Consider the following 25,023-nt stretch of genomic DNA (forward strand, 5'->3'; position numbering starts at 1 on the left):
ATATAGAAAAATGAAACTGAAGTATCAACACACATCGCTCTTTTATGAAGTTTCTGGACAAGGTCCGGTTATGGTATTAATTCACGGGTTTTTAGAAAGTGCCACCATGTGGAAGAAGCTCGTGCCCGAACTAGCGGCAAAGTATAAGGTCGTAACATTAGATTTACCCGGGCATGGAGCCAGCGGGTGTCTTTCTGAAACACATTCCATGGAGCAAATGGCGGATGCTGTTCGAAGTATTTTGCAACATCTTAAAATAAAGGACGCCATTATAGTTGGACATTCTATGGGGGGTTATGTTGCTTTGGCTTACGCCGAATTGTACACGAAGGAAATCCGTTCGTTGGTATTGTTAAATTCAACTCCGGCGGAAGATTCCCCGGAACGAAAAGAAAATAGAACCCGTGCGCTGGAGGTGATTGAAAAAAACAGGAAGGCATTTATAAGTATGGCAATTGCTAATTTATTTGCCGAAGGTTCTCAAACCAAGTATGCTTCAGAAATAAAACAGCTGAAAAAAGAAGCGCTTGCATTTCCTCCCGAAGGCATTACTGCTGCCGTTAAAGGGATGCGCGATAGGAAAGATCGCACTTCAGTATTAAAACAGTTCAAAAAAAATAAACTGATGGTCTGTGCCACCGAAGATCCCATTATCCCATTTGAAGTGGTCGCTGTCTGGGCAAAATTTTGTGAAACTCCCTTAAAAAAAGTAAAAGGAGGGCATATGAGTCACATTGAAAATAAAAGTGAAATTCAGAAAATTTTGCACTTCATCGAATAATATTGCACTTAATCGTGTTTTGTAACAATATTTTTATATATTTAACAAAACAAAAACCTGAACCATGAATAATCTTTCCCCAAAAACATCGGTTTCGTTATTAGGCGTGCTCTGCGCCACTGTAGGTCACCATTACAAAGTGACCCGAAAAGTGACCAACCACATCAACGAGTATAAATGCACTCATTGCGGACGCGAAGTAACAGACAACCAAAGCGGAAAATTGGAAACCCTCACTCAAAAGATTAAAGAAGTGAATACCAACGTTGCCGAATTTTTTCAAAAAAGGACCAATCGAATTCCTATTCAATAACCTATGAAAAATATAGTCTGTAAGCTCAAGGGACACACCTTTACCCAAATTAAAAAAGCGCCCTCTTCTATCTCGGAGTATGAATGTTTGCATTGTAAACAATTATATACCACAGATGGGTACGGGCGTATGGTGAAACTAACCAAATATTGGCAAGCCAATCATCAGTTTTTTGAAAAGCACTTTACAAAACAATCTGCATCCTAAAAATTACTCCTCTTTTTGAAGAGAATTCCAACCCCGTGCGATCAACGGGATTTTAGTATTGGCTCGCGTGATTAAATGTGTTCCTTCCTTTTTGTGAGAAATGTGCCCAATTATGGTTAAATGCGGATTGGCTTTTATCTTCGGAAAGTCTTCTGTGCCAATAGTAAATAACAATTCATAATCCTCTCCCCCACTTAAGGCGATCGTTGTGCTGTCCAAATTAAATTCTTCACAGGCACTAATAACCTGCGGGTCCAAAGGAATTTTATCCTCATACAAATTACACCCAACTCCGGATTGTGTACAGATATGCAAAATTTCTGAAGAAAGTCCGTCACTAATATCAATCATCGCGGTGGGTCTAACCTCCAAATCGGTTAAGAGCTTTGTAATATCCTTACGGGCTTCCGGCTTTAATTGGCGTTCTATTAAATAGGTATAGGGCTCCAGATCGGGTTGTGAATTTGGATTTACCTTAAAGACTTCCTTTTCTCGTTCAAGAACTTGCAACCCTAAATAAGCGGCTCCCAAATCCCCTGTCACCACTAGCAAATCGTTTTCTTTCGCCCCGTTACGATATACAATATCTTCCGGTTTTGCATAGCCAATTGCGGTGATGCTAATAATAAGTCCGGTGGTGGATGAAGTGGTATCTCCTCCAACTACGTCGACATTATAAACCTTAGAAGCCGTGGCAATTCCTGCGTATAATTCTTCCAGGGCCTCAATGGGAAACCTGTTCGACACCGCGATGGAAACTGTAATTTGAGCCGCCGTAGCGTTCATGGCATATACATCGGAGAGATTTACCACCACAGCCTTATAGCCCAAATGCTTTAAAGGTACATAGCTAAGGTCAAAATGCACCCCTTCCACCAACAAATCGGTAGTTACTACTATTTGTTTTTTGGCTTCGGAAACTAATACTGCAGCATCGTCGCCTATTCCCTTGATAGTAGTTTTTTGACTTATTTTGAATTGTTTGGTAAGATGGTCTATGAGACCAAATTCTCCCAATTCTGAAATATTGGTTTTAGAAGGATTTTTATTTTCAAGCATGCCTCTTCAAAGTTAAGGATGCAAAAATACGTTTTCGAATTGTAATATGTGAACAATTTGAAAAATCCTTACAAGGTGATTAAACCAAAAAGCAACTCACGAGTCTAAGATTAATTAACATTTGAATTTGTGCGTATTATTGTATTTTTTATATTTTTGGCCTCCTTACCAAGCCTATAATTCCAGATTATGCATCGATTCCATGTTTTTTATTGCATAATTCCCAATATTTAATACAAAAACTCGTTCACAAGAATACCTAATTTAAAAAATAACCAATGAAAAACTTTTTACTTCCCATTTTAGCCTTGAGCTTAACTTATGTGAGTGCCCAAACACCTTGTACGGGTGGTATGGCCGGTCCATATCCATGTAGCGGATATACATTACAATCTGAATTTTCTCTAAATGATATGAATGCGGGTGCAGGAAACGATTCCTGGGGATGGACAGACCCTGCCAACGGGGACGAATATGCAATAGTAGGTCTAAATAATGGGACGGCTTTTATAGACATTTCCGATCCTGTAAATCCCGTTTATCTTGGAAAACTTCCAACACATACATCCAACAGTTCCTGGAGAGATATAAAAGTATACAATAATTATGCATTCGTGGTAAGCGAGGCTAACAATCATGGGATGCAGGTTTTCGACCTAACACGTCTAAGAAACGTGGTTGCACCTCCGGTTACTTTTACTGAAGATGCCCATTATAATGGTTTCGGGAGTGCCCATAACATTGTGATAAATGAAGATACCGGTTATGCCTATGGTGTTGGGACAAGCTCTTTCAATGGAGGTCCGCATTTTGTAAATATTCAAAACCCGTTAAATCCAACAGCGGCAGGTGGGTATTCATTAGGATCATATAGCCACGATGCACAAGTAGTTACCTATTGCGGTCCCGACAGTGATTATTCGGGGCGTGAAATCTTAATTGGAAGCAACGAAACCAATATAGTTATTGTAGATATAACCGATAAGGCGAACCCTGTTGGAATTTCAAATATCTCTTACACAAATGTTGGTTATACCCACCAAGGATGGTTTACAGAAGATCAGCGTTATTTCATCCTCGGTGACGAGATAGATGAACAAAATGTTGGTTTTAATACACGAACCATAATTTTCGATTTCAACGATTTGGATAGTCCTCAATTTCATTTTGAATACACCGGACCAACTCCGGCAATCGATCACAACGGTTATGTAAAAGGAACTAAATACTACATGGCGAATTACAGAGCCGGATTGAGAGTTATTGATGTTTCGGACATTGCAAATCAGAATATTGTAGAAGAAGGATTTTTTGACAGTTATCCAAATAATAACAACGCCAACTTTAGTGGTGCTTGGAATGTTTACCCATATTTTGAAAGCGGAAATATTGTAATTAGTGATATTAACAGAGGTTTTCTTCTTGTAAAAGCGGCAACCAACGATCTAATACCTCCAACTGCAGTGTGTCAAGATGTTACTGTTTCACTTGACGCCAATGGCATCGCAACTGTTGCGGCATCTCAAGTGAATAATGGATCGGCCGACAATAGCGGAACTGTTTACACCTTGTTATGTAATAACACTTTCGACTGTTCAGATTTGGGCGAAAACACGGTAGAACTGGAAGTGTATGACGATTTCGGAAACAGAGATTATTGCTCTGCAACTGTAACTGTAATTGACAACATCGCTCCTGTGCTTACGTGTCCTGCAGACTTTACCGTTGGATATAACGGAGGAAATCAATTTTATACAGTTCCAAGTTACGGTACTACCGGAGTTGTTACTGTTGTCGACAATTGTGCAACAACCATTACTCAAGATCCTATTGAAGGAACTGAATTAACTACGGGAACGTATACTATTTCTTTCGATGTAACCGATGCTTCAGGAAACACAGACTCATGTAGTTTTGAACTTACTATAGACGGAACTTTAGGCTCTGCCGATTTTGAATTGGAAAGCGGATTATCAATATTCCCTAATCCTGCTTCAGAAGTAATTACCATTGCATCAAAAAACATCGCGCTTACTTCTCTTGAAGTAGTTGATATTTTAGGAAAGCGAATCTATTCGGTTTCAAATCTAAACTCAGCAACTACTGCAATAGATATTTCGGCCTTGTCTAAAGGAATGTATTTTGTAATAATTAATAATACTGTTACCAAGAAAATCATAAAAAAATAGTCCTAGCTACCATTGTAGCAAAAGCTAAAATTTAAACAAAGCACTAACTAATAACCCATGGGTTGTGGTTAGTGCTTTTTTATTGCTATTTTTAAAATTCTTTATTACAATTCGACTTTTCATGAAGCAAATTACTACAATTCTGGCCTTTTTGATTTCCTTTTCAGTGTATGCACAAACACCATGTGAAAGCGGTATGGCAGGATCATTTCCTTGCAGTGGTTACGATTTACAATCGCAAATTCCCCTAGGAGTGATGAATTCAACCCGAGCCAATGATTCATGGGGTTGGACCGATCCGCAGGACGGGAAAGAGTACGCTATAATCTGCCTCATAGAAGGCACGGCCTTTATCGATATCTCCGATCCTGTGAATCCTATTTACCTGGGACAATTACCCACCGAAAATAACAGTAGTACTTGGAGAGATGCGAAAACATATAACAATTATGCCTTTATCGTGAGTGAAGATTCCGGACACGGGATGCAAATTTTCGACTTAACTCGTTTGCGAAATGTTGCAAATCCGCCGGTTGTGTTTACAGAAGACGCTCATTACAGCGGATTTGGATCTGCACATAATATCGTGATCAATGAAGCCACTGGCTACGCCTATGGTGTGGGTACTAATATGAACAGTGGAGGACCTCATTTTATAAACATCCAAGACCCTTTAACCCCTATAGGAGTTGGAAGTGATTCAACTAACGGTTACTGTCACGATGCCCAGGTAGTAATTTACAATGGCCCCGATACAGATTATACCGGGCGTGAGATTCTATTTGGAAGCTATGAAACTCAGGTTGTAATTGTAGATGTCACCGACAAAAACAATCCACAAACCATTTCGACTATAGGCTATACGAATGTAGAATATACCCATCAAGGGTGGCTTACCGAAGATCATCGTTACTTTCTATTAGGCGACGAACAGGACGAAATTAATTTGGGCTTAAATTCCAGAACCATTGTATTCGATTTTAACGATTTGGACAATCCGCAGTTTCATTTCGACTATCTGGGGCCAACCGCTGCCACAGATCACAATGGTTATGTAAAAGGAAATACATTTTATATTTCGAACAATGCGGCAGGTTTACGTGCTGTAGATATTTCGGATATTGCAAATATGAATATGATGGAAGAAGGTTTTTTCGATTCCTATTTACCGGACAATAACGCAGGATATAACGGGGCCTGGAATGTGTATCCCTTTTTTGAAAGCGGAAATATTGTAATAAGCGACCGAACACAAGGATTCTTGCTTGTAACTCCATCAGTTTTGGGAATGAATGATCTCCCCTACAACGATGAATTTACAGTGTATCCTAATCCGGCTTCCGAAAATATAACAGTGAGTTCAAAAAGTATGGAATTAGAATCAATTACAATTTATACGGGTCTTGGGCAAAAAGTCTTAGCTCTGGATTCTATAGATTCGTATGCGTCGAACATAGTTGTTTCTAATTTTCCGCCGGGGATATATTTCGTTAACATCAATAATCTTACAGTCAAAAAAATACTTATAAACTAGCGTTTTTATTGACCTAGTAAGTTACTAGAGGATTATTTTTTAACGAATTATGTTAGGGATTAATGCTTTTTTATTCCTAGCTTTACTCGCTTCCAATTAATTTAATATTTAGATGAAAAAATTACTCCCTTTTATAATTATCCTATGCTGCGGTATGGTAACTGCTCAAGTGCCATGTACCGGCGGTTTTGCGAATTCCTTTCCTTGTAGTGGTTACGACTTACAATCTCAAATTAGTTTAGCGGTAATGAATTCCCCCGGTGCAAACGATTCATGGGGTTGGATTGATCCGGATAATGGAGATGAATATGCCATAGTAGGATTGGAAGACGGTACTGCATTTATTGATATTTCAGATCCGGTGAATCCTGTTTACCTGGGGAAACTACCTACTCAAACCAGCGTTACGGTATGGCGGGATATAAAAACATATAATAACTATGCTTTCATCGTAAGCGAAGCTCCGGGTCATGGGATGCAAATATTCGATTTAACCCGATTGCGAAATGTACCCAACCCTCCAACAACTTTTACTACCGATGCACATTACGACGATTTTAGCAACGCCCATAATATTGTAATAAACGAAGATATAGGGTTTGCTTATGTAGTGGGAACCAATACATTTAGTGGAGGAACTCATTTTGTAAATATCCAGGACCCTTTAAACCCTACGCCGGCCGGTGGGTTTGCGACAGACGGCTATACTCACGATGCCCAAGTGGTAACTTACAATGGCCCTGATTCAGATTATACGGGTCGTGAAATTTTAATTAGCAGCAGTGGAAGCGAACAAATTGTATCTATTGTAGATGTTACAGACAAAAATAATCCTGTGAGCATTTCCACCTTATCTTATACCAACGTTGGATATACACACCAAGGCTGGTTTACGGAAGACCAAAGATATTTCCTTTTAGGAGATGAATTTGATGAATCGAACGTTGGTTTTAATACCAGAACGATTGTTTTTGACCTAAGTGATTTGGATAATCCACAACAAAGTTTCGAATATTTTGGAGCAACTACAGCCATTGACCACAACGGATATGTTAAAGGAAACAAATACTTCTTGGCCAATTATGCCGCAGGATTTAGAGAAATTGATATTAGTGATATTGCCAACGGCAATATGTCTGAAGTAGGGTTTTTTGACACCTACCCCGCCGATAATAATGCAAGTTATAGCGGGGCCTGGAATGTTTATCCTTATTTCGACAGTGGAAATATTTTAATTACAGATAGAAGCGGTGGTTTTTTCCTGGTAAAATCTTCATCTCTTGCCGTAAATGATTTTTCGGAAACAAATAATTTTGCCGTATACCCTAATCCGGCTTCAACTACTTTAAATATTGAGGCAGCTAATAGCGCTATTCTAAAAATAACTATTTCCGATATGATTGGAAATATTTTATACACTGCAGAAAACTTGAATACAAACGAGAAAGAAATCGACATCTCCATCTATAGTCAAGGCATGTACTTTCTAAACATCAACGACAATACCACTAAAAAAATTATCAAAAAATAGCCGTTATTTTGTAATACATAACCACTTTTACGACTGTAAACTATTGGTGCTTCGAATTTTAGCCCATATAGTTGCTGTTGCTACTTTTATAATATTATTTTTACGAACTATAATTTAATTCAACTCAAATGAAAAAAGCACTACCCTTATTTTTAGCATTGATAACCTCTGTAGTAATTGGGCAAACGCCCTGTGTTAGTGGATTTGCAGGAAGCTATCCCTGTAGCGGTTACGATCTGCAAGCGCACTTTTTTTTAGCTGAAATGGGAGCATCAGACGGCAATGATTCCTGGGGATGGACCGATCCTGCTGACGGAGCGGAGTATGCTATAATTGGACTTAACAATGGAACCGCTTTTTTTGATATCTCAACCCCAACCAATCCAACCTATCTTGGAAAACTTGCTACAGCAACCGGGTCAAGTTTTTGGAGAGACGTCAAAGTATATAATAATTTTGCATTTATTGTGAGCGATGCGAATGGAAGTCATGGCATGCAAATATTCGATTTAACAAAACTAAGAAATGTCGCAAATCCACCTGCCACTTTTACCGAAGATGCTCATTATTCTGGCTTTGGAAGTTCACACAACATTGTAATAAATGAAGAAACCGGCTATGCGTATGCAGTTGGTAATAATACCTTTGGTGGTGGACCCCATTTTATCAACATCCAAAATCCGTTGGCTCCAATTCCTGCCGGGGGATATTCGGCCGGAGGTTATACCCACGATGCTCAGGTAATTGTATACGACGGTCCGGACACAGAACATGTTGGGAAAGAAATTTTATTCGGAAGCAATGAAACACACGTAGCAATTGTAGATGTTACCAACAAGGCAAATCCTCAGCTAATTGCAAATATCGCTTATCCTTCAGTTGGATATACGCACCAAGGATGGCTAACAGACGATAGAAATTACTTTTTACTTGGAGATGAAGGTGATGAGTTCGACTTTGGGTTTAACACCCGAACCGTTATTTTTGATGTCTCCGACCTGGACAACCCTTCCTTTAAATTTGAGTATTTTGGACCAACCGCCGCTGTGGACCATAATGGATATGTGATTGGAAATAAGTTCTATCTGGCAAATTATGCGGCAGGTTTAAGAACTATAGACATTAGTGATATCGACAATGAAAACATGACTGAAATAGGGTCTTTCGATACGCATCCCGGCAACAATAATGCAAGTTATAATGGTAGCTGGAATGTATATCCTTTCTTCGCTAGTGGAAATATAGTAATTTCAGGGTCCAATGGATTCACTTTGGTAAAAAGTGCGAATCTGGGTGTTAACGATGCCACTCCTTTCGATTTCGTGATGGCCCCTAATCCTGCGATGCATAGCGTTACTATTTCGTCACAGGCGAGTCCAATTTCCGAAATTGCCGTCTATAACCTTGTAGGACAACAAATACAGAATCATATCGTTAACAATAGTGTTTCAGAAACATTGGATATTTCAGCGTTGAGCTCCGGAATGTATCTGGTAAAAATTAATAATACAACCACAAAACGACTGCTTATTAATTAACCCCCATTTCATGCTATTAAAAAAGAAAAAGAAACTACATTTTATTGGAATTTTATTCATTGCAATCTTTATTTTCTCCTGTAATAAAGATGATGGCGACCCCATTGACCCTCCGGACGAAACAGGATTGCTAGGTGAAATCGAATACGTCAAAACATTTGGAGGAAGCCTTGAAGATGATGCGGTATCTGTTGTGCAGAATCCCGATGGATCTTATGTAATTTTGGGGTCTACCCAAAGCACCGATGGCGATATAACCGATAAGACCGGAAACGATTTCGACTTTTGGTTATTAAAATTATCTCAGGAAGGTCAAATAATATGGAGCAAAACTTTTGGTGGGAGTGCAGATGAAAAAGCCTCTAGAATTACAAAAACCAATGATGGCGGTTTTCTATTAAGTGGTTATAGTACAAGTATTGACGGTGACGTTTCGGGGAATGAAGGATTTCATGATTTTTGGATTGTGAAAGTGAACAGTGAAGGTGTTAAGCAATGGGATAAAAATTATGGGTTTTCAGGCAGTGATCAGGCTTTTGATGCATTTCAAACGCAGGATGGCGGTTTTTTTGTTACCGGCTTTTTTGACGTAAGTGCATGCTTTCCGGATCTTTGTCCGGGAAATGATCTACAGGATGGAGCACCCCTTGAAACCCGAAACGGGCAACACGGTGTTGGAGAATTCTGGGCCATTAAACTGGACGCTAACGGTAATAAAGAATGGAGGCGTTACTTTGGAGGATCTAACAACGATCGAAGTTATGATGCGATGGAAACTGCAAACGGTGACTTTTTAATGATCGGGTCGTCCGAAAGTTCAGATTTTGATATCACGGATGACAAAGGGAGTTATGACTTCTGGGTAGTTCGCGTGAACAGTAATGGTGATAAATTATGGACCAAATCTTTCGGTGGCTCTGAAATCGATGTAGGCTATGCGGTTACTACATCCGGTGACGGAAATTACATAATCGTTGGAGACTCTCGAAGTAGTGATGGTGATGTTACCAATCCGAAGGGAAATGCCGATTCGTACGTGGTTAAATTTGATAATAGCGGAAATAAGATTTGGCAAAAATCCTTTGGTGGAACCGAATTTGAATCTGCCAGAAGTATCTCTCGCATGGCAAATGGCGAGTACGTAGTGGCCGGATCCAGTAGAAGTTCAAATGGAGATCTTACCGAAAATAACGGTCAGAATGATGCTTGGATTTATACAATTACGGAAGCAGGAAGTATTGTCCTTCAACTTTCTGTGGGCGGTAGCAGTTTAGACTTTGCAAATCAGGCTATAGAAACGTCCGACAAGAAAATTATAGCCGTTGGTAATACTGAAAGTAATAACGGTGATATTCTTCAAAACAGGGGTATCAAAGACTTTTTAATTATAAAGATTAAGTAAAATAGGATTCAAAAAAATGAAAAAAATTGCTTTAATTATGCTTATTGCTCTAGTAGCAGTTAGCTGTAACAATGACGACGATAGCGTTGCGCAAGCCAATGTAGATTTTGTATTTACACATAATTGGGATGGAGATGCAATTGCCAATTCCGATTTCGATCAAATTCAATACACCAATGCTCATGGAGAACAACTAAGCGTTTCAACATTGGTATATCTAATTTCAGATATCACCTTTACCGGTTCCAATGGAGATGTTTATGATGCCGGGGATTATAACCTTATTGATGCAAGAGGGGGAACAAATCTAACATTCACCCCAAACATTCAAATCCCGGAAGGAGACTATACGGTTTCCTTTACATTTGGGTTTGATGATGAAGACAATATCGATGGTGGGTATCCCGATTTAAACACAGCCGGTTGGAATGTCCCCATGATGATGGGAGGCGGCTACCATTATATGAGACTGGAAGGTAAATTTATCGATAACACCACCGCCGAAATAGGGTATCAATATCATACCATAAGAGCAAACGATATGAGTGTAACTCCGCTACTTCTTCAGGATACTTCGTTTAAAGTAAGCTTAGGGACAGTAACCGTGGGTTCAAATACTCAGGTAGAAGTAAAAATGAATGTTGCCGAGTGGTTTAAAAATCCGAATGAGTGGGACCTAAATGTGCTGCATTCAGGTTTAATGCCAAATTTTGATGCTCAAATTATGATGTCTCAAAACGGGGTTTCTGTATTCAGTAAAGGAGCAGTCACTCAGAATTAAAATAAATCTTACGAATGTTTCGTTCTTTACCAATATTATTCTTGTCGCTACTAATCATCTCTTGCAATTCGGGAGATGATTCGGGCGATAGCTATATGGCAACTCCAAGTCCGTTGGTGGTTCCGCAGCTATTTCAAGATAAATTGGTACCACCTCTCATTCCTGCAGACAACCCTCAAACCGTTGAAGGAATTGCATTGGGAAGAAAACTTTTTTTCGACCCCATCCTCTCTGGTAATGGAACTCAGGCTTGTGCGACCTGTCATAGTCCGCAAAGTGCATTTACCGATTCCAGACAATTCAGTATTGGAATTGATGGCATCGAAGGATCCCGCAATTCAATGCCAATCTTTAATCTAGCCTGGAATATTTCTGAATTATTCTTCTGGGATGGGAGAGCTATTTCCTTGGAAGAACAAGCATTAGAGCCTGTGACGAATCCTATTGAAATGCACAACACCTGGGAAAATGCAACCGCCAGTTTACAGGCCGATGTTAATTACCCTGCCTTATTTGAAGCCGCATTTGGCACTTCTACGATTTCTTCAGAGTTAACAACAAAGGCGATAGCACAATTTATGCGCACCTTAATTTCGGCAAATTCAAAATTTGACCGGTATACCGCGGGGTTGGAAGAACTTACTCCTTCCGAATTAAACGGTCTCAACGTTTTTCTAGATGAGAACAGAGGAGATTGTTTTCATTGTCACGGAAACCCCAATAGTCCGCTTTGGACCGACAATATTTTTCACAACAATGGCCTGGACGATAGTTTTACAGATCGCGGACGTGGCATTGTCACCGGTGACCCAAGAGAGTTTGGCCTCTTTAAATCTCCTTCATTACGAAATTTAGCGTATACGGCTCCCTATATGCACGATGGTCGTTTTGCTACCTTAGAAGAAGTTATAAATCATTACAGTGAAGGTTTGGTCTATTCAGAAACCATAGACCCCTTGATGAAAACGATTGCACAAGGAGGTGTACATCTAACTGAAGAGGATAAAGCCGATTTAAAAGCTTTCCTTTTAACATTGTCTGATCCTTCTTTTATCTCCAATCCCGCATTTCAAGATCCCAATTAATAAAATAGTTGTTTTTTCCCAATAGTAGCCTACAATTGCCATTGCACGGGAATTGTTAATTATTAGCTAAATCTATAATGCTATAAGCTTAAATTCCTTTTTAGGGTATGGTTTAACGTCCCATTTAACGTATATTTGCACTCTAATTTAGAACTAATCTATATTAAATGATTAAAGTAAGTGATACTGCAAAATCGAGAATTTCGCAACTCATGTCCGAAGGTGGATACGATGTTGGGAACGATTTTGTGCGCGTAGGCGTTAAAAGCGGAGGTTGTTCCGGCTTGTCTTATGAGCTTACCTTCGACAAGGCTTTGGGAGATAGCGATAAACTTTTTGAAGACAACCCGGTAAAAATTGTTGTGGACAAAAAGAGTTTTTTATATCTCGTTGGAACTACTTTAGAATATAGCGGAGGCCTTAACGGAAAGGGATTTGTATTTAATAATCCAAACGCTAACCGAACTTGTGGTTGTGGAGAAAGCTTTTCGCTTTAACAAATGTTGAAAAAGAAAAATGGGTAAGTTTACTGAAGACGATTTAAAGAAAGAACTCGAGACCAAAGAATATGAATACGGTTTCTATACCGATATAGAATCGGAAACATTTCCTATTGGTTTAAACGAAGATATTGTTAGGGCAATTTCTAAAAAGAAAGAAGAACCCGATTGGATGACGCAATGGCGCCTTGAAGCATTTCGATATTGGCAAGAAATGACTGAACCCGAGTGGGCAAACGTAACATATCAAAAGCCGAATTTTCAGAATATTTCCTACTATTCGGCGCCTTCCAAAAAACCTAAATACGACAGCATAGATGAAGTAGATCCAGAATTATTGGAAACTTTCAAAAAACTGGGTATTTCGTTGGATGAGCAGAAAAAACTGGCGGGAGTTGCGGTCGATATCGTGATGGATTCTGTTTCGGTTGCCACCACTTTTAAAGATACTTTGGCTAAAAAAGGAATCATCTTTTGTTCCATTTCCGAAGCAATTAAAAAACATCCCGAATTAGTTAAGAAATATATTGGCAGTGTGGTTCCTCAGCGCGACAACTTTTATGCGGCCTTAAACAGTGCTGTTTTTAGTGATGGCTCCTTCTGTTATATCCCGAAAGGCGTTCGTTGCCCTATGGAATTGTCTACCTATTTCAGAATCAATCAGGCCGGAACCGGTCAGTTTGAAAGAACGCTGGTAATTGCAGACGAAGGAAGTTACGTTAGCTATTTGGAAGGATGTACTGCGCCAAGTCGCGATGAAAATCAGTTGCACGCCGCAGTCGTCGAATTAGTGGCTTTAGACAATGCCGAAATAAAATATTCGACCGTACAAAACTGGTATCCGGGAGGAAAAGACGGTAAAGGAGGGGTTTACAACTTCGTAACGAAACGAGGTCTTTGCGAAACCGGAGCTAAAATTTCATGGACACAGGTAGAAACCGGAAGTGCTATCACCTGGAAATACCCTAGCTGTATCCTTAAAGGTGATAACTCCATAGGTGAGTTTTACTCGATTGCGGTAACCAATAATTACCAGCAGGCCGATACAGGAACCAAGATGATTCACTTGGGAAAAAACACGAGAAGCACCATTATTTCTAAAGGAATTTCGGCCGGAAAATCTCAAAACAGCTACCGAGGCTTGGTAAAAATTAGTCCGAACGCAGACAATGCTCGTAATTTTTCGCAATGCGATTCGTTGTTGATGGGTAACAATTGTGGGGCTCATACCTTCCCCTATATTGAAGTAAAAAACAAATCGGCTCAGATAGAGCACGAAGCTACCACGAGTAAAATTGGGGAAGACCAAATTTTTTATTGTAATCAGCGAGGTATTAATACCGAAAAAGCCATCGCTTTAATTGTAAATGGTTTTAGCAAAGAAGTGTTGAACAAGCTTCCTATGGAATTTGCCGTAGAGGCACAAAAACTACTGGAAATAAGCCTCGAAGGCTCAGTTGGATAAAAAAAACAGCGTATTGTTATGAAAAAAATCTTTTTACTATTTGCACTTTCATTAGTTCTTTTTTCTTGTAAAAATTCGGAAGAAAAAAATTCGGAAGACACTGCTTCGGAAGTTTTAGGCCCGGTTCAGGTGTATCGTGGTGAATTTATTTATATGGCCGATGCGGCTGTATTAAAGGGATCCGATTTTATCTACGGTGTAAAAATGGACGACATGGCAGCGAAACTTGGAGAACAGGTTAAACCCGTAAAAAAGGAAGAATTTGATATGGTAGAAGTAACGGTAAAAGGCGCTCTATCACCTAAACCACAGGGCCAAGAAGGCTGGGATCATATTCTAACCATCACAGAAATAATCAAAGTAAGCAATACACCGGCACAAGCCGATGTAAAAATCGAAGAAAAGAAAAGCTAAGCATGCTACACATTAAAAATTTGCACGCAGGTGTCGAGGAAAAAGAAATACTTAAGGGTATTAATCTGGATGTTAAAGCCGGAGAGGTACACGCTATTATGGGACCTAACGGCTCCGGAAAAAGCACCTTGGCCTCTGTTATTGCAGGAAAAGAAGAATTTGAAATAAGCAAGGGAGAACTCACGCTTTTCAATCAGGATATCACCGAACTGGATCCCGAGGAAAGAGCTCATAAGGGCGTCTTTTTATCGTTTCAGTATCCCGTCGAAATTCCCGGAGTAAGTGTCACCAACTTCATTAAAACCGCAATCAACGAAACGCGTAAGGCAAAAGGCTTGGAAGACATGCCTGCCGGCGAAATGCTGAAATTAATCAAGGAGAAAGCGGATATGTTGGACATCGATCGTAAATTTTTATCCAGATCCTTAAATGAAGGGTTTTCAGGAGGAGAGAAAAAGCGAAACGAGATATTCCAAATGGCGATGCTGGAGCCGAAGTTGGCTATTTTGGACGAAACAGATTCGGGATTGGATATCGATGCCTTGAAAATTGTCGCCAACGGAGTTAATAAATTGAGAAACAAAGACAATGCTGTGGTGGTTATTACCCACTATCAGCGTTTGCTGGATTATATAGTTCCCGACTTTGTACACGTGCTTTTGGACGGTCGAATTGTAAAATCGGGAGGAAAAGAGTTGGCGCACGAACTGGAAGAAAAAGGCTACGACTGGATTAAAGAAGAAGTAAACGCCTAACAAGCATTTCGAAAATTGAAAACATGAGTTTAAAAGAAAAAATACTTTCCTCTTACATTGCTTTCGAAGACAATTTGGAAGACGATTCGCCTATTCACGATCTTCGGAATGACGCTATTAAAAATTTTGAAGAGAAAGGATTTCCAACAAAAAAAGAAGAAGCCTGGAAGTATACGTCTTTAAACGCCATCCTAAAAAATGACTACGACGTTTTTCCGAAGCAACTGGACAAAACTATAGAATTTAAGGACGTTAAAAAGTACTTCCTGCACGATATAGACACCTATAAAATTGTGTTTATTGACGGAGTGTATAGTTCTTTTCATTCTGAAACCACTCACGATAAGTTGGATGTTTGTTTAATGTCTTCGGCACTAAACAAGCCAAAATACAAGCCCGTTATTGAGGCTTATTTTAACAAAGCAGTAATGGACGATAGTCTTACTTCTCTAAATACGGCATTTGCCAAAGAAGGAGCTTACATTCATATTCCGAAGCATAAAGAAGTTGAAAAGCCTATTGAGATTATTTACTTTTCAACAGGAAATGAAGCGGCTATGTTTTTGCAACCCCGAAATTTAATTGTGGTTGGAGAAAATGCGCATGTTCAAATTATTGAAAGACATCAAAGCCTTTCAGAGAATAACGTACTAACAAATGTAGTTACCGAGATTTTTGCTGAAAAAAGAGCCTATGTCGACTATTATAAAATTCAGAATAATGTCGCTACGGCTTCGTTAATCGATAACACTTATATTTCGCAGGAACGCGAAAGTAATTGTAACGTTCACACCTTTTCATTTGGCGGAAACCTCACCCGAAACAACCTTAACTTTTTTCAAAGAGGAGAGCATTGCAATTCAACTTTAAAAGGGGTTACCATTCTGGAAGACAAGCAGCATGTAGACCATAACACTTTGGTACATCATATTGCACCTAATTGTGAAAGTCATCAGGACTACAAAGGAATCTTTGCCCAAGCTTCAACAGGGGTTTTCAATGGAAAGATTGTGGTCGAAAAAGACGCTCAAAAAACGGATGCCTTTCAGCAAAATAACAATATACTGGTGGACGATAAAGCGACCATCAATGCAAAACCTCAATTGGAGATATTTGCAGACGATGTAAAATGTTCACACGGTTGTACTATTGGTCAGCTGGATGAAGACGCCTTGTTCTATATGCGGTCCCGTGGAATTGCCAAAAAAGAAGCCCGCGCCTTGCTTATGTATGCCTTCGCAAACAATGTTTTGGAAAGCGTTAAGATTCCTGAACTTAAGAGGCGAATTAACAAGTTGATTGCCAATAAAATTGGAGTCAGTTTAGGCTTCGAAGTCTAATTTTAATCATTTTTAGCTTTCTCATGGCATTCGATGTTCACAAAATACGAACCGATTTTCCTATCCTGCATCGCGAGGTAAACGGACATCCTTTGGTGTATTTGGATAACGCCGCCACTTCGCAAAAACCGCAACAGGTTATAGATAGTATTGTAGATTATTACTCTAATTACAATGCAAATATTCACCGTGGTGTGCACTCATTGTCTCAGGAAGCTACCAATGCGTACGAGGCAGCCCGCAAAAAGATTCAACTTCATTTTAACAGTAAACACAACCACGAAATACTATTCACTTCGGGAACAACACATGGAATAAATTTGGTGGCTAATGGATTTTCTTCGCTACTCAAATCGGGGGATGAAATTATTGTCTCGGCTATGGAACACCATTCCAACATTGTGCCTTGGCAAATGCTATGTGAACACACAGGCGCTGTTTTAAAAGTGATTCCCATGAACGAGGAAGGCACTTTGATTCTTTCAGCATACGACAAACTACTCTCACAAAAAACGAAGCTGGTCTTTGTAAATCATATTTCCAATGCACTGGGAACAATTAATCCCATTAAAACTATTATTGAGAAAGCACATGCGTTTGGTGCGGCGGTTTTAATAGATGGAGCTCAATCCTGTTCTCATATAAAACCCGATTTACAAGAATTGGACGTAGATTTTTATGTTACATCTGCTCATAAAATGTGTGGCCCGACCGGAGTAGGTATTTTATACGGAAAAGAAGTTTGGTTGAATAAACTTCCGCCATATCAAGGAGGTGGAGAAATGATTAAGGAGGTTACTTTTGAAAAAACCACTTATGCAGAATTACCGCATAAATTTGAAGCAGGCACACCAAATATTTGTGGGGGAATTGCTTTTGGAGCTGCAATTGATTATCTTAACACTATTGGTTTTGATGCCATCGAAGCTTATGAAAAAGAGTTATTAAACTATGCAACCCAACAATTGCTTGCGATTGAGGGATTAAAAATTTACGGAACCGGTTCTGCCAAAACATCGGTGATTTCTTTTAATATAGAAGGAATTCATCCTTATGACATCGGTACAATTGTTGACAAACTGGGAATAGCGGTACGCACCGGACATCATTGTGCGCAACCTATAATGGATTTTTACAAAATTCCGGGAACTGTCCGTGCTTCCTTTGCATTTTACAATACTATGGAGGAAGTGGACAAACTGGTTGAAGCCGTGACAAAGGCTAAAAAAATGCTCACTTAAAAAAAATGTTATGAAAAAATTGATTCTATTGTTTACTATTTCCATTGCTCTTATGAGTTGTGACGAAACTAAAAAGGTAATTGATGTGGCCGGTAGCGTTCAGCTTTCCGGAACTTACAATGTTACTTCTATTGAGGGAAAAAATGTGGCCACATTGGCCGATAAGAAAGCATTTATAACCTTTGCCGCTCTCGACAAGACTATTCGGGGAAATACAGGTTGTAACGACTTTTTTGGCAGCTACACCCTCGATCTATATGCGTTGTCATTTAGTGGAGTTGGTTCGACCAAAATGTATTGTGAGGAGCCGGTAATGACTACTGAAAGAAATTTTATGCAAGCGCTTAACAACACAGGATCCTATGGAATCCAGGAAAATGTGCTTACGCTCTACTCAAAAACAGACCGAAGCGTTTTGCTTACCGCTAAAAAAGAAACAAATTAAGATGACTATTGAGGCCATACAAGAGGAATTAATTAATGAATTCGCACTTTTCGATGATTGGATGGAAAAGTATGAATATATGATAGACCTGGGAAAAACACTCCCTCTTATTGACGCTTCCCTTAAAACTGATGATAAATTAATAAAAGGATGTCAATCTAAAGTCTGGCTGCATTCCGAATTAAATGGTGACAAAATCGTATTTACCGCCGATAGTGATGCCATAATTACCAAAGGGATTGTGGCTATTTTAATACGTGTGTTCTCCAATCAAAAACCGGAAGCTATCGTAGCCGCCAATACTGACTTTATAAACGAAATAGGCCTGACAGAACATTTATCACCTACCCGCGCAAATGGATTGGCGTCGATGATTAAGCAAATGAAATTGTACGCTGTAGCCTATCAGGCACAACTTAAAAACTAAAAAAATGGCAACAACAACCCCTGTAGACACCACCGAACTGGGAGAAAAAATTGTAAAGGTCCTTAAAACCATTTACGACCCGGAAATACCTGTCGATATTTATGAATTAGGATTGATTTATGATGTTTTCGTAAACGAAGATTTGGAAGTAAAAATTCTAATGACGCTCACCACTCCAAATTGTCCGGTCGCCGAAACACTACCTGTAGAAGTAGAAGACAAAGTAAAATCTATTAAATTGGTGAAGGACGCAGAAGTTGAAATTACCTTTGATCCGCCGTGGACTCAGGATTTAATGAGCGAAGAAGCCAAATTGGAATTAGGCATGCTGTAATGAAAGAGGAGATTATAAATAGAGTCGCCAACAGTAAACTCGTTACGCTCGACTTGGAAGATTTTTATCCGAAGGGAGAACGCATTAGTATTGATATCTCCCAATGGTTGTTCGAAGGGATTGTGTTGAAGGAAAAAGACTTTCGGGAGGCTGCAAACACACATGATTGGTCGCAATATTCAGGTTGTTTTGTAGCGCTTTACTGCAGTACCGAGGCTATTATTCCGGGCTGGGCATATATGTTTTTATCTCTTAAATTAGCTCCTTTTGCTGAAAAAACTACAGTGGGAACGCTGGAAGAACTCGAAACTGTTTTATTTTCCGAAATAATTGAAAATATGCCGGTCGATTCTTATACCAGTAAGTCTGTGATCATTAAAGGATGTTCGCATAAACCTATTCCTGCTTCCGCCTATGTGCTGTTAGCGCAAAAACTTCAGGCGGTGGCACAAAGTATTATGTACGGGGAAGCCTGTTCTTCAGTTCCATTGTACAAAAAAAAGTAAGTTGTTTATCGAAAATGTAGTGTTGCATATCGAAAGCACAGTTATCCCGGTGTGCTATTTTTTCAGAAAGAAGAAAGTAAGCCTTAAATTTGTCCCGTATAAAACTCTAACGAATGAAAAAACTGACCTATCTACTTGTATTTTTTATTTTCCCTACTCTTCTTTTTGCGCAGGACAGCGATGAGAAAGAACCGCCAAAGGACGGTTGGGTAAAGACAGGAAATGTGTCCTTATTATTTAGTCAGGCAGCATTTAACGAAGAATGGACAGGAGGCGGAACTTCCAACTATTCGGCGAATTTGAATCTTACATACGATTTCAACTACCGTCAAGGGAAGTTAGTTTGGGACAACCGTATCGTTGCCGATTACGGTATTACCAAATTAAAAGATCAGGAATTTTCCCGAAAGACAAACGATCGTTTAGAATTAAACTCGCTTGTTGGGAAACAAATAAATGAAAGCAACTGGTATTACTCTTATTTCCTTAACTTCAAAACTCAAATTACTTCCGGATATGTGTATGGTGAAGTCGATGCCGGTAATGAAACTCGAACCGAAGTAACCAAGTTTTTATCACCGGGCTATATTCAAACGGGACCCGGAATGCTCTGGAAAAAAAGTGATAATTTAAAAGTTAATATCTCCCCTGCAACTGCGAAACTCATTATTGTAAGTAGTGATTTTACCGATGTTGGACCAGATCAAGCGCTTATTGACGCCTTTAATGAAGCAGGTGGATACTTTGGGGTGGAAGCGAATGAAACAACTCGTTTTGAGTTTGGAGCCTCGGTTTCGGCATATGCGAAGACAGATTTAATGAAAAACGTTACAATGGAAAACGTTTTAAATCTCTACTCAAATTACCTGGAAGATCCTCAAAACGTGGATATAGATTACACCCTTAATTTGATGCTGTCTGTAAACAAATACATAACAGCGAATGCAACTTTACAAGCTATTTATGACGACAATGCCGTACAAGGTTTCCAAATTAGAGAAGCTTTGGGTATTGGAGTGACATATGGATTTTAATACCCGAATTGATTGATTAAGTAGTAGCGCTAAATTGGACCGATCGATGTTTTTATATCTTTGGTTAGTTAGTTTCGAAAGGTTCAAGCTACTGCGAAAAGCCGTCTTAATTGACGGCTTTTTTATTCGGTAAATTCATCATACAAAAAGTGATTATATGGAAATCTGCTACTATGAATTTCCTTCACTTTCTCGTAGACTAACTTCCTGAATTCTTCAAAATTCTCTTTTTCTAAGGCTGAAATAAAAATGGCATCGCTCCCCATGGAATTCATCCAGGTGCGCTTCCAGTCTTCTAGGCTATAATGTGCTTTCGTTTTTTCGGTCACCAAATCATCTTCATCTATGGTTTCAGCTTCAAAGGCATCAATTTTATTAAAAACCATCACAGTTGGCTTATCTGCACTATCAATTTCGTCCAAAATTTTATTTACTGAAGCAATATGATCTTCAAAAGAAGGATGCGAAATATCTACTATATGCAGTAATAAATCGGCTTCCCGAACCTCATCTAAGGTTCCTTTAAAACTTTCAACCAATTGGGTGGGTAATTTCCTGATAAACCCTACGGTATCGGTAAGCAAGAAAGGCAGGTTGCCAATCACAACCTTTCTCACAGTAGTATCCAAGGTGGCAAAGAGCTTATTCTCGGCAAATACCTCACTTTTGCTTATCACATTCATGAGGGTTGACTTTCCAACGTTGGTATATCCTACCAGCGCAACTCTAACAAGGGACCCTCTATTGCCTCGTTGTACAGACATTTGTTTGTCTATGGATTTAATTTTCTTTTTCAATAATGCAATACGATCTCTAACAATACGCCGGTCGGTTTCAATTTCTGTCTCCCCCGGACCCCGCATTCCTATTCCTCCACGTTGTCTTTCAAGGTGAGTCCACATTCCTGCCAGACGTGGTAGTAAATATTCATATTGTGCCAATTCTACCTGTGTTCGTGCATAACTTGTTTGAGCACGTTGGGCAAATATGTCGAGGATTAAATTGGTGCGGTCTATTATTTTACAAAGCAATATCTTTTCAATATTTTTTTGTTGTGCAGGAGAAAGCTCGTCATCGAAAATAGCAACGCCAATATCGTTTTCTTCCACAAAAACGCGTACTTCTTCCAACTTCCCGGTTCCAATAAAAGTTTTGGGATTGGGCATTTCCATTTTCTGAACAAAACGCTTCAAGACTTCTCCTCCGGCTGTATACGCCAAAAATTCCAGTTCATCTAAATATTCCTGAGACTTGACTTCATCCTGTTGTTGTGTAATAAGACCAATAAGTATGACCTTTTCGTAATCTATTTCGTTTTTCTCGAGCATATACTAAATATCTTTCACAAATGTACAAAACACATTGCAAGGGTTTTTTGTATTTTAGAAGCAATTAACAGACAATGCATGCAGGATGCTTCAGAACAAAGCAACCGTTATACTATTGCTCTTTAACATCCGGAAAATCTATTCGACACATTCAAGCCCGCATCGACATTGGGTGACGATGCTCGCAGAAAAAGAATTAAAAATTCAACCCAAACAGTTTTTTTCACTCCAAAATATCTAACACACTATGACGGTAAGATTCAAGGTAATCCTTTTAGAACTTTCGCATGACATAAATATTTTGGAGGAATTAATGATTATTTTCCCGTATACAACACATTTCCAGCGGATAAGAAGCGCCAAAAAATAACAATTTAATAAGGTGTTTTTTTTAAGGGTGTGAGTTTTTTTCTTACAAATTTTGACAGAAGAAATTTATTTGTATACATTAGCTACCCTATCAACCAATTTTATTTTTATGAATCATTTTTACTCCTCAAAATTTTCAGCCTTATGGGTTGGAAAAACCTCACTTTTAGGCAGTACTAAAAAATTATTGATCCCCACTGTCTTTCTGATCTTTTTAACTTTGCCCACTATGGCGCAGGGACCCGGCTCTTTGTTTGTTGATGCCGGCCCGGATGTGACAATAGATTGTGATGGCACGAACGGTTGCGCCGATATTACGGCCAGCTTTCTTTCAACCTATGAAACCAGTAGCTCAGTTTATACGGTAGAATCTATTCCGTATAATCCACCGTTTGCTTTTAATGGTTTGGCCAATCCTCTAAACCCGAATATCGACGATGCTTGGTCCGATGTGGATACGCTACCATTTGATTTTTGTTATTTCGGAAATTTAGAACAGCAATTTCAGGTAGGCTCGAATGGTGTAATTCGTTTTGACGTCGATCCAAACGATACTTCCAATGGATGGTCTTTTACCGAGGATCTTCCTAATAACTCGAATCCAACTTTGGGGGAAGCAAATGTATTTACTCCCGGGCATGATATAGACCCATCTGTATCGAATACCGAGGAAATTGGCTACGAAGTCTTAGGAACTTATCCCAATCGGGTTTTGGTAGTATCCTATTTCGAAGTTCCAATGTTCTCAGGCACTTGTAATAGCCTATTGGCGACTCAAATGGTTGTGTTTTACGAATTTTCCAATGTGATTGAGATTTATATTCAGGACAAACCTTCCTGTCCGTCATGGAATGACGGAAATGCCGCTTTGGGAATACAAAATAACGACGGGAACATTGCCTATGTCCCTCCGGGAAGAAACACTTCCGATTCTCCATGGACAACCACAAACGAAGCATGGCGTTTTACTCCGGCTGGGGCTGAAACATTTAGTTTCGAATGGGTTGATGCCGGTGGAACTGTAATTGGAACCACGGCAACAATAAACGTGTGTCCAGACGGAAGCGAGGTATACACGGCCAGAGTAACTTATACCAATGAGTGTAACGGGGATACCGTAGTATTACAAGATGATGTTACGGTGACTTCGGTGGCTAGCTACTCTGTCGATTTAGGTGCCGATCAGCAATTATGCGATCAAGCCGACTATGAAATTACAGCAGCTATTGGTGGTGCCGATCCTGCAGATGCTACCTTTTTATGGAGCACCGGAGAAACTACTCAATCAATCACTGTTTCGCAATCCAACACCTACAGTGTGGAAGTTGAAATTGATGACTGTATTGTAAACCGGGATGTAACTATTGAATTCGGAGAAGATCCGTTAATTGAACTTGGTGATACCATAACTACCTGTTTCGAAGAAGTTGCTTTATTAGACGCTTCTCCTTCTAATTTCGATCCGGCATTAGCTACTTACCAATGGAGTTTAAACGGAAATGTATTGCCTGCTGAAACAAGCCCTACCTTATTGGTATCAGACTTCGGAGACTACAGTGTAGTTGTTACGTTTGGTTTTTGTAATAGTGTGGACACAGTTAGTGTAGTGCCAAACGAAATTGAAATGTCTTTGGGTGAAGATATTGAAACTTGTTTTGATGAAGCCCTTATCTTGGACGCCAGTCCGTCCAACTACGACCCTGCCTTGGCAACCTATGAGTGGAGCATGAATGGAACTATCCTCCCATCAGAAACATCTCCAACATTGGAGGTTTTAGAAGAAGGTGTTTATAGCGTAGTAGTTTCAATAGGAATTTGCACCGCCGAAGATTCGGTTGTTGTTTCGCCTCGAGAAGACTTAGTGGTTTCTCTGGGGGAGGATTTTAAAACCTGCGCGAATGAAGTTCGTACCATTTCCGCCGCAACCGAAGAAACAGATGTGACCTATCAATGGTTAGTAAATGGAGATACACTCCCTGATGAAACAGGAAGTAGTATAGATATTTCTTTCGCTTCGAATACGACAGGATCTCAAACTGTTACCGTAATCATCTCTTCCGGAAATTGTACCGGAGAAGATTCAGTTGACATTTCATTATACAACATCGGGCAATGTCTAATTTCGGAAGGCCTTTCCCCTAATGGTGACGGAATGAACGATTGTCTCGACCTAGAATTTATATCCGATAGGAGTGGATCTTTCTCTCTTGAGGTCTTTAACCGATATGGCGCCTCGGTGTTTAATCAAAGTGACTATCTGAACCAATGGTGCGGACAAGACAAAGACGCCGCCGACCTGCCTACAGGAACGTATTTCTATGTGATTAAATTCTCGAATCCTGATGTTGAATTTGGAGATCTAAAGACGGGATGGATTTATCTGAACAGAGAATCAAATTAAGCTATGATACATGTCGATAGGATTTATTTTTATTTAACTAACCT

24 protein-coding genes are annotated in these 25,023 nt (G+C 39.5%); 22 read left to right on the forward strand and 2 right to left on the reverse strand.

Annotation, left to right across the window (positions count from 1 at the left end):
* Positions 1-10 precede the first annotated feature (10 nt).
* From ATE92_RS04420 to ATE92_RS13980, 3 genes are all read left to right on the forward strand, one after another.
* Complete coding sequence (locus ATE92_RS04420) at positions 11-781, forward strand: alpha/beta fold hydrolase (protein ID WP_100802550.1); 771 nt, start codon at positions 11-13, stop codon at positions 779-781.
* A gap of 64 nt (positions 782-845) precedes the next feature.
* Positions 846-1,094 carry a hypothetical protein gene (locus tag ATE92_RS04425; protein WP_100802551.1) on the forward strand — a complete coding sequence of 83 codons (249 nt, stop codon included), beginning with the start codon at positions 846-848 and terminating at the stop codon, positions 1,092-1,094.
* 3 nt (positions 1,095-1,097) lie between these two features.
* Entirely contained in the window at positions 1,098-1,301 is a 204-nt protein-coding gene (locus ATE92_RS13980) for a hypothetical protein (RefSeq protein WP_157809556.1), read from the forward strand.
* A 3-nt stretch (positions 1,302-1,304) separates the two neighbouring features.
* Here ATE92_RS13980 and thiL read toward each other — a convergent pair whose 3' ends face one another.
* Positions 1,305-2,360 carry a thiamine-phosphate kinase gene (gene thiL / locus ATE92_RS04430; protein ID WP_100802552.1) on the reverse strand — a complete coding sequence of 352 codons (1,056 nt, stop codon included), beginning with the start codon at positions 2,358-2,360 and terminating at the stop codon, positions 1,305-1,307.
* 278 nt (positions 2,361-2,638) lie between these two features.
* On the opposite strand from thiL, the gene ATE92_RS14255 reads away from it, so the two are divergent.
* The 18 genes from ATE92_RS14255 to ATE92_RS04520 all read left to right on the forward strand — a co-directional run bounded on the left by ATE92_RS14255 (position 2,639) and on the right by ATE92_RS04520 (position 20,881).
* Positions 2,639-4,549, forward strand: coding sequence for a choice-of-anchor B family protein (locus ATE92_RS14255; RefSeq protein WP_157809557.1), 1,911 nt, complete (start codon positions 2,639-2,641; stop codon positions 4,547-4,549).
* Between the two features lie 121 nt (positions 4,550-4,670).
* The gene (locus tag ATE92_RS04440) at positions 4,671-6,083 is read left to right on the forward strand and encodes a choice-of-anchor B family protein (protein ID WP_100802553.1); all 1,413 of its coding nucleotides are present in this window, start codon (positions 4,671-4,673) and stop codon (positions 6,081-6,083) included.
* A 112-nt stretch (positions 6,084-6,195) separates the two neighbouring features.
* On the forward strand, positions 6,196-7,614 hold the full coding sequence (locus ATE92_RS04445) for a choice-of-anchor B family protein (protein WP_100802554.1): 1,419 nt from the start codon (positions 6,196-6,198) through the stop codon (positions 7,612-7,614).
* A 128-nt stretch (positions 7,615-7,742) separates the two neighbouring features.
* Positions 7,743-9,152, forward strand: coding sequence for a choice-of-anchor B family protein (locus ATE92_RS04450; RefSeq protein ID WP_100802555.1), 1,410 nt, complete (start codon positions 7,743-7,745; stop codon positions 9,150-9,152).
* A 10-nt stretch (positions 9,153-9,162) separates the two neighbouring features.
* A complete protein-coding gene (locus ATE92_RS04455; RefSeq protein ID WP_100802556.1) occupies positions 9,163-10,554 on the forward strand; it encodes a hypothetical protein in 1,392 nt (463 codons plus the stop codon).
* A gap of 16 nt (positions 10,555-10,570) precedes the next feature.
* Positions 10,571-11,335 carry an MbnP family protein gene (locus ATE92_RS04460; RefSeq protein WP_100802557.1) on the forward strand — a complete coding sequence of 255 codons (765 nt, stop codon included), beginning with the start codon at positions 10,571-10,573 and terminating at the stop codon, positions 11,333-11,335.
* A 14-nt stretch (positions 11,336-11,349) separates the two neighbouring features.
* On the forward strand, positions 11,350-12,420 hold the full coding sequence (locus ATE92_RS04465; RefSeq protein WP_198515598.1) for a cytochrome-c peroxidase: 1,071 nt from the start codon (positions 11,350-11,352) through the stop codon (positions 12,418-12,420).
* A 167-nt stretch (positions 12,421-12,587) separates the two neighbouring features.
* Positions 12,588-12,917, forward strand: coding sequence for an iron-sulfur cluster assembly accessory protein (locus ATE92_RS04470; RefSeq protein WP_100802559.1), 330 nt, complete (start codon positions 12,588-12,590; stop codon positions 12,915-12,917).
* A gap of 19 nt (positions 12,918-12,936) precedes the next feature.
* Positions 12,937-14,385 carry a Fe-S cluster assembly protein SufB gene (gene sufB / locus ATE92_RS04475; RefSeq protein ID WP_100802560.1) on the forward strand — a complete coding sequence of 483 codons (1,449 nt, stop codon included), beginning with the start codon at positions 12,937-12,939 and terminating at the stop codon, positions 14,383-14,385.
* A gap of 18 nt (positions 14,386-14,403) precedes the next feature.
* Positions 14,404-14,799, forward strand: a complete 396-nt coding sequence (locus tag ATE92_RS04480; protein WP_100802561.1) for a hypothetical protein — start codon at positions 14,404-14,406, stop codon at positions 14,797-14,799.
* Between the two features lie 2 nt (positions 14,800-14,801).
* Complete coding sequence (sufC, locus tag ATE92_RS04485) at positions 14,802-15,554, forward strand: Fe-S cluster assembly ATPase SufC (RefSeq protein WP_100802562.1); 753 nt, start codon at positions 14,802-14,804, stop codon at positions 15,552-15,554.
* Between the two features lie 23 nt (positions 15,555-15,577).
* Positions 15,578-16,894 (forward strand): Fe-S cluster assembly protein SufD, encoded by a 1,317-nt coding sequence (sufD, locus tag ATE92_RS04490; protein ID WP_100802563.1) that lies wholly within the window; start codon positions 15,578-15,580, stop codon positions 16,892-16,894.
* 23 nt (positions 16,895-16,917) lie between these two features.
* Positions 16,918-18,135, forward strand: a complete 1,218-nt coding sequence (locus tag ATE92_RS04495; RefSeq protein WP_100802564.1) for an aminotransferase class V-fold PLP-dependent enzyme — start codon at positions 16,918-16,920, stop codon at positions 18,133-18,135.
* 10 nt (positions 18,136-18,145) lie between these two features.
* Complete coding sequence (locus tag ATE92_RS04500; protein ID WP_100802565.1) at positions 18,146-18,580, forward strand: META domain-containing protein; 435 nt, start codon at positions 18,146-18,148, stop codon at positions 18,578-18,580.
* 1 nt (position 18,581) lies between these two features.
* Complete coding sequence (locus ATE92_RS04505; RefSeq protein ID WP_100802566.1) at positions 18,582-19,007, forward strand: SufE family protein; 426 nt, start codon at positions 18,582-18,584, stop codon at positions 19,005-19,007.
* Positions 19,008-19,011: 4 nt separating this feature from the next.
* Entirely contained in the window at positions 19,012-19,341 is a 330-nt protein-coding gene (locus ATE92_RS04510) for a DUF59 domain-containing protein (protein ID WP_100802567.1), read from the forward strand.
* Positions 19,341-19,847, forward strand: a complete 507-nt coding sequence (locus ATE92_RS04515; protein ID WP_100802568.1) for a DUF2480 family protein — start codon at positions 19,341-19,343, stop codon at positions 19,845-19,847. Before ATE92_RS04510 ends, ATE92_RS04515 begins: the two co-directional genes overlap by 1 nt.
* Positions 19,848-19,960: 113 nt before the next feature.
* Complete coding sequence (locus ATE92_RS04520) at positions 19,961-20,881, forward strand: DUF3078 domain-containing protein (RefSeq protein ID WP_100802569.1); 921 nt, start codon at positions 19,961-19,963, stop codon at positions 20,879-20,881.
* Between the two features lie 122 nt (positions 20,882-21,003).
* Here the strand turns inward: ATE92_RS04520 and hflX are convergent, their stop codons facing one another.
* A complete protein-coding gene (gene hflX / locus ATE92_RS04525; protein WP_100802570.1) occupies positions 21,004-22,209 on the reverse strand; it encodes a GTPase HflX in 1,206 nt (401 codons plus the stop codon).
* 478 nt (positions 22,210-22,687) lie between these two features.
* Here hflX and ATE92_RS04530 point away from each other — a divergent pair, with 478 nt between their 5' ends.
* Complete coding sequence (locus ATE92_RS04530; RefSeq protein WP_157809558.1) at positions 22,688-24,979, forward strand: gliding motility-associated C-terminal domain-containing protein; 2,292 nt, start codon at positions 22,688-22,690, stop codon at positions 24,977-24,979.
* The last annotated feature ends 44 nt before the right edge of the window (positions 24,980-25,023 follow it).

This window comes from Ulvibacter sp. MAR_2010_11 (assembly GCF_002813135.1).
In the GTDB taxonomy this organism is placed as follows: domain Bacteria; phylum Bacteroidota; class Bacteroidia; order Flavobacteriales; family Flavobacteriaceae; genus Altibacter.